Origin of the sequence: Actinomadura sp. HBU206391 (genome assembly GCF_014323665.1) — a bacterium.
In the GTDB taxonomy this organism is placed as follows: Bacteria; Actinomycetota; Actinomycetes; order Streptosporangiales; family Streptosporangiaceae; genus Actinomadura_C.
This window is the reverse complement of record NZ_JABVEB010000347.1, coordinates 1-4,732: the sequence shown is the minus strand read 5'-3', so window position 1 is coordinate 4,732 and position 4,732 is coordinate 1. Positions and strand designations below refer to the sequence as shown.

Genomic DNA, 4,732 nt, shown 5'->3' with positions numbered 1-4,732 from the left:
GGCGTAGTCGCCGATGTAGAGCGGGCCCTTGAGGATCGCCTCGGGGTCGACGTCGGCGCCCTCGGCGACCCAGACTCCCGGTGACACCTCGAACCCGTCGATCTCCACGTCGATCTTCCCGGAGAGCATGTCGGCCTGTGCCTTGAGGTAGCTCTCGTGGGTGCCGACGTCCTCCCAGTAGCCGTCGGCGATGTAGCCGTACAGCGGCGCGCCCTCCTGCAGGAGCTTCGGGAACACATCGCTCGACCAGTCGACGGACTGACCCGGCGGAAAGTGGTCGAGGACCTCGGGCTCCATCACGTAGATGCCGGTGTTGACGGTGTCGGAGAACACCTGCCCCCAGGTCGGCTTCTCGAGGAACCGCTGGATGCGGCCCTCCTCGTCCACGATGATGATGCCGAACTCGAGCGGGTTGGGCACCCGCTTGAGGCCGATGGTCACCATCGCGCCGTTCTTCTTGTGGAACCGCACCATGTCGGACAGGTCGATGTCGGTGAGCGCGTCACCGGAGATCACCAGGAAGCGCTCGTCGCGCAGCGCGTCCTGGGCGTTCTTGACGCTGCCGGCGGTGCCGAGCGGCATCTCCTCGGTCGCGTAGTGCAGCGACATGCCCAGCTCTTCACCATCGCCGAAGTAGTTGCGGATCAGCGCGGCGAGGAACTGGACGGTGACGACCGTCTCGGTGAACCCGTGCCGCTTCAGCAGCCGCAGCACGTGCTCCATGATCGGCCGATTGATGACGGGCAACAGTGGCTTGGGCTGGTTCGCGGTCATCGGACGCAGCCGCGTCCCCTCCCCGCCTGCCATGACAACGGCCTTCATCGAGACGCCCTAACTCCTTTCATGCCCCTAATCCGGGGGTTGCGCCCCGCACCTGCGACGGGTCGGTGGGCTCGAGCCCATGACCCCGATTCGGCGGGGGCGTGCGGCCGCCGAACAGACGCCGCATCTGGACGGCATAGAGCAGAGCCGCCCACCAGTACAGTGCCGTTCCCCAAATGGCGAAAGACCAACCGATGATCTTCGCCGTCTCGGCCGCCCCGCCGGGATGATCTCCCCACAACAGCAGCGGGAACGCGTAGAGCAGGCACAACGTGGCCGCCTTGCCGACGAAGTGCACGGGGAACGCCTCATAACCGAGCCGCCGCAGCACGGCCAACAGCAGCGCCATGAGCACCTCGCGGGCCAGCAGCAGCACCGTCAGCCACAGCGGGACGATCTCACGGATGGTCAGCCCGATGAGTGTCGCGAAGATGTAGAGCCGATCGGCCGCCGGGTCGAGCACAGCGCCGAGCCGACTGAACTGGTCCAGCATCCGGGCGAGCCGCCCGTCCAGCCAGTCCGACATCCCCGCGGCGACGAGCAGCCCGAGAGCCCACCAGTCCGCCTCGATCAGGACCAGCCAGAAGAACACCGGGACACCGAGGAGGCGCGCGAGGCTGAGCGCGTTCGGTACCGTCCAGATGCGGTCCGGCGTCTGCGCGGGCTCAGTGCTCTGCTGACTCACGGTGACTACTTCTCCTTGCCGTTGACCCCGACCCTATCCGCCGGATTCCCGCTTCTAGCGATAGCGTCCCGGGTCATGCGCTGGACTTTTCACGGGGAACGATCCATTTACCGCAGCCCGTGGCTCGATGTCCGCCTGGCCGATGTCGAGCTGCCGGACGGCCGCCGCTTCGAGCACCACCTTGTCCGGGTCCGGCCATCGGCGGGCGTCGCCGCCATCGATGCGCTGGGGCGGGTCCTGCTGATCTGGCGCCACCGTTTCATCCCGGACACCTGGGGATGGGAGATCCCCGGAGGACGGGTCGAGCCGGGTGAGGACGCCGCTCAGGCCGCCGCGCGGGAGGTGCTGGAGGAGACCGGATGGCGGCCGGGGCCCCTCCACCCGCTGCTGGAACTACGGCCCTCACCCGGCCTGACGGATGGCCTTCATCACATCTTCCGGGCCGACGGCGCCGCGCGCGTCGGCGAGCCGACCGACGTGGAGGCCGAGCGCATCGAGTGGGTGCCCCTCAGCGCGGCGCCGGAGCTGATCGCCCGCGGCGATGTGGGGTCGGCCTCCACGGCCTCCGCCCTCCTCTACCTGCTCACCACTACCGGCGGTGAAGGAGCCGGTGCGACCTGACCCGCCCCCGCGGGTCGGGACGGCGTGCGGCGGGCTGCCGCCCGAGGTCAAGACCGGGCTACTATGCGCTTCCCGCCCCGAGGAGGCACAGGTGCCGCACCTCGCCGAAGCGGCCTTCGGGCGCCGGCCGCAGGCAGTGCGGCCGAGGCGTGCGGAGATCATCCCGTGACCGGAGCACGGCCGAGCCACGTCCGCCCGGGGGTGCCCCGACGGCACGGAAGGCACGCGGCGCCACGCCGCCGCGTCCGGCCCGGACCCGAGGTCCGGCGCCGCCGGCTCGCGCTGGCGGTCGTGCTGATGGCCGCGTTCATGGACCTGGTCGACGTCACCATCGTCAACGTGGCCCTGCCCCGCATCCACGACGACCTCGGCGGCTCGGCGTCCGCCGGCCAGTGGGTGGTCGCCGGGTACGCCCTGGCCTTCGCGCTGACCCTGGTGACCGGCGGGCGGCTCGGCGACATCGCCGGACGTCAGAAGATCTTCCTGATCGGGGTGCTGGGGTTCACGGTCGCCTCGGCCGCGGCCGGCGCCGCCGTCTCACCGGGGATGCTCGTCGGCGCCCGCGTCGCCCAGGGCGTCTTCGGCGGGATCATGGTGCCGCAGGTGATGTCGGTGATCACCACGCAGTTCCCGGTCGGGCGGGCGCGCACCACCGCGCTGAGCCTGAGCGGCCTGGTGCTCGGCCTGGCCACGGTCAGCGGCCCGCTTCTCGGCGGCCTGCTCACGTCCCTCGACGCCTTTGGTCTCGGCTGGCGCCTGGTCTTCTACGTGAACGTGCCGGTGGGGCTGCTCGCCCTGGCCGGCGGCGCGCTGTGGCTGCGGGAGTCCCGGTCGGAGCAACCGGCCCGGCTGGACCTGCCCGGCGTGTTCCTGCTGGCCGCCGCGTCCTTGCTGCTGCTCGGCCCGCTGTTGCAGGGCCGCGAGCTGGGCTGGCCGTGGTGGCTGCTCACCGCTCTGATCCTGAGCGTCCCGGTGACGGCGCTGTTCGTACGGCATGAACGACGCCGCGAGCGGGCGGGCGCCTCTCCGCTGGTGCCGCCCCAGTTGTTCGGCCTTCGGTCGTTCACACGCGGCACCGCTCTGAGCACGGCGCTCAACTCCAGCACCACGTGCTACTACCTCGCGCTGACCTGGGCGCTGCAGAGCGGGCTCGGGTGGACCCCGCTGCATCTGGGGCTGACCCTGCTGGCCTGGCCGCTCGGGATCGCCTGCACCGGGCAGTTCACCAACTGGTACGGCCACCGGGCCGGGCGGCTGTTCGTCGGGGTCGGGGCCAGCGTGATGATCCCCGGGCTGCTCGGCCTCGTGGTCGCCCTCCATTGGAACGGCACCGGGCTGGGCAGCGCCGACATCGTTCCGTGGCTGTTCCTCAGCGGGATCGGCATGGGCATGATCGCTCCCGTGCTGCCGCACGTGACGCTCAGGGACGTGCCGGCCGGCCAGGCCGGAGCCGCCTCGGGGGTGTTCAACTCGGCCGGCCAACTGGGTGCGGCGATCGGCGCCGCGGTCACCGCGACGATCTTCTTCGCCGGCGGCCCGGCGAGCGCCGCCGATCACCTGCGCGCCGCCGAACGCACGCTCCTGTACAGTTTCGCAATTCTCGCGGCGACGGCCGGCGTGTCGCTGATCCCCCGGTACCGTCGCCGCCGCCGATGAACCACCGGCCGTTCTCGGACGTCCGCACCACCATCCCGATCACCCGGATCGTCAGGAGGCCGACATGGATGAGCCGTACCGCGCGACGCTGGCCCGCTCCGTACGGCTGCTCAGCGCCTTCCGGGGCGAACAGGCCGACCCGGAGCGCTTCTACGGGCTCATGGCCCGCGACACGGTGGCTCAGCTCCGCTCCTACACCGGCCTGGACGGCGCGACCGTGATCGACGTGGGCAGCGGCTCGGGGTTCTTCACCCGCGAGCTGCGCGCCGCCGGGGCCCGCTGCGCGGGGGTGGACGTCGACGCCGGCGAGATGACCGCGTTCGGCGCAGCCCCTGGCGACAGCGTTCTCGGCAGCGCGCTGCAGTTGCCCTTCCGCACCGACGGAGCGGATGTCTGCTTCTCCTCCAACGTGCTGGAGCACGTGCCAGAGCCGTGGCGGATGGCCGGCGAGATGGTGCGGGTGACCCGGCCCGGGGGGATCGTCTACCTCTCGTTCACCAACTGGCTGTCGCCCTGGGGCGGGCACGAGACCTCGCCGTGGCACTATCTCGGCGGCGACCGCGCCGCGCGCCGATACGAGCGCAGGCACGGCCGGCCGCCCAAGAACCTGCACGGGTCCAGCCTGTACGCCGTCTCGGTCGCCGACACGCTCGCCTGGGCCCGGAAGCGGCCCGACGTCGAGGTGCTCGACGCCCTCCCGCGCTATCACCCGCGCTGGGCCAAGGGCGTCACGCGGATTCCGGGCGTACGCGAGGTCGTCACCTGGAATCTGGTGCTCATCCTGCGCAAGCGACGACGCGAGGCCACGGAGGGCTAGCCGTTCTGTCCCGTGAGGGTGGGCAGCCGGCCTCGGCCCGGACGACACACCACCCCGTGCGGGGATATCCTCCCGTTCTGTCCATGGACGACGAAACGACCACAGCCGATTGCGGGTGGCATGGAGACGCG

6 protein-coding genes are annotated in these 4,732 nt (G+C 70.9%); 4 read left to right on the top strand and 2 right to left on the bottom strand.

What is annotated here, in order from left to right:
• Nucleotides 1–822 (bottom strand): sugar phosphate nucleotidyltransferase (locus tag HKK72_RS36020; RefSeq protein ID WP_187238875.1); only part of this gene is annotated, 822 nt, incomplete at its 3' end.
• A gap of 19 nt (nucleotides 823–841) precedes the next feature.
• Entirely contained in the window at nucleotides 842–1,507 is a 666-nt protein-coding gene (locus HKK72_RS36015; RefSeq protein WP_187238874.1) for a CDP-alcohol phosphatidyltransferase family protein, read from the bottom strand.
• 75 nt (nucleotides 1,508–1,582) lie between these two features.
• On the opposite strand from HKK72_RS36015, the gene HKK72_RS36010 reads away from it, so the two are divergent.
• The 4 genes from HKK72_RS36010 to HKK72_RS35995 all read left to right on the top strand — a co-directional run bounded on the left by HKK72_RS36010 (nucleotide 1,583) and on the right by HKK72_RS35995 (nucleotide 4,601).
• Entirely contained in the window at nucleotides 1,583–2,128 is a 546-nt protein-coding gene (locus HKK72_RS36010) for an NUDIX hydrolase (protein ID WP_187238873.1), read from the top strand.
• Complete coding sequence (locus tag HKK72_RS36005; protein ID WP_187238872.1) at nucleotides 2,118–2,297, top strand: hypothetical protein; 180 nt, start codon at nucleotides 2,118–2,120, stop codon at nucleotides 2,295–2,297. Before HKK72_RS36010 ends, HKK72_RS36005 begins: the two co-directional genes overlap by 11 nt.
• Nucleotides 2,294–3,784, top strand: a complete 1,491-nt coding sequence (locus tag HKK72_RS36000; RefSeq protein ID WP_187238871.1) for an MFS transporter — start codon at nucleotides 2,294–2,296, stop codon at nucleotides 3,782–3,784. The genes HKK72_RS36005 and HKK72_RS36000 overlap by 4 nt, the downstream gene beginning before the upstream one ends.
• Nucleotides 3,785–3,848: 64 nt before the next feature.
• A complete protein-coding gene (locus HKK72_RS35995) occupies nucleotides 3,849–4,601 on the top strand; it encodes a class I SAM-dependent methyltransferase (RefSeq protein WP_187238870.1) in 753 nt (250 codons plus the stop codon).
• Nucleotides 4,602–4,732 lie beyond the last annotated feature (131 nt).